An 847-nucleotide genomic window follows, 5' to 3' on the forward strand; every position below is an offset into this window, starting at 1 on the left:
CCCCAGAGCGCCACGAGCGCGGCTTCAAGGCCGGGGGCGCCGTCAACGATCACAAATTCGGGCCGCGGCAAACCCCGCGCGTCCAGGTCGGCGAGGAAGCTGCCCCAGGCAGCCGTGCTTTCGCCGCCCATGTTCCTGATCGAGAGGAGCACCTTCTGCCCGTCGCGCCGCACGCCGATCGCCGCCAGCACCGAGATGTTGGTGGCCTTGCGGTCCAGCCGGGTCTTGATGACGGTCCCGTCGAGGATGAGCCGCACGATATCCTCCTCGGCCAGGTTGCGGGTGGACCAGGCGTCCCAGTCGACCTTCACCTTGCGCCAGGCGCGGCTGACCACATCCTTGCTCACCGCGCCTTCGAACAGCCCGAAGAGCGCCCGCTTTACGCGCCGGGTATTGGTGCCGGCCAGGTAGACCGCCGCGATCAGCGCCTCGGCCTTCTTTGTCAGCCGCTGGTAGCGCGGCAGTGCCTTCGAACGCCATTCGGTGATCTTGCCGGCCTCGTTCTCGATCCGGGCACGAGGAACCCGCACCGTCTCGGTGCCGAATGTGCCGGTCAGCTGCCGATCGCGATGCCCGTGGCGGTAGCCCTTGGCCCGCTCGTTGCCGCGGCCGTAACGAAGCCGACCCAGAAAGTCGGCCAGTTCCTCTTCGAACATGGCCTCAATGGTGGCTCGGACATTCGCCCGCAGGCGATCCTCGATCGGATCATACCCGCCTGCGTCGGGCAGTAGCGAAAAGGACGAGTTGTCGATATTCTGCTTCATGGCGTGATCTCCCTGGCGGTTGCCGCCGCCGGTTGGGTGGGTGTTGGTTCACCCGGAGATTACGCCGCCATCCAATTTCTACC

Annotated in this window: 1 protein-coding gene; it reads right to left on the reverse strand. The window is 66.1% G+C overall.

Features of this window, described 5'->3' with window-relative positions; all coding sequences use genetic code 11:
- The coding region (locus tag IT40_RS26490; protein ID WP_208855420.1) for an IS256 family transposase at positions 1 to 764 on the reverse strand (764 nt) is incomplete at its 3' end.
- Between the last annotated feature and the right edge of the window lie 83 nt (positions 765 to 847).

Source organism: Paracoccus versutus (assembly GCF_000763885.1).
Lineage (GTDB): Bacteria > Pseudomonadota > Alphaproteobacteria > Rhodobacterales > Rhodobacteraceae > Paracoccus > Paracoccus versutus.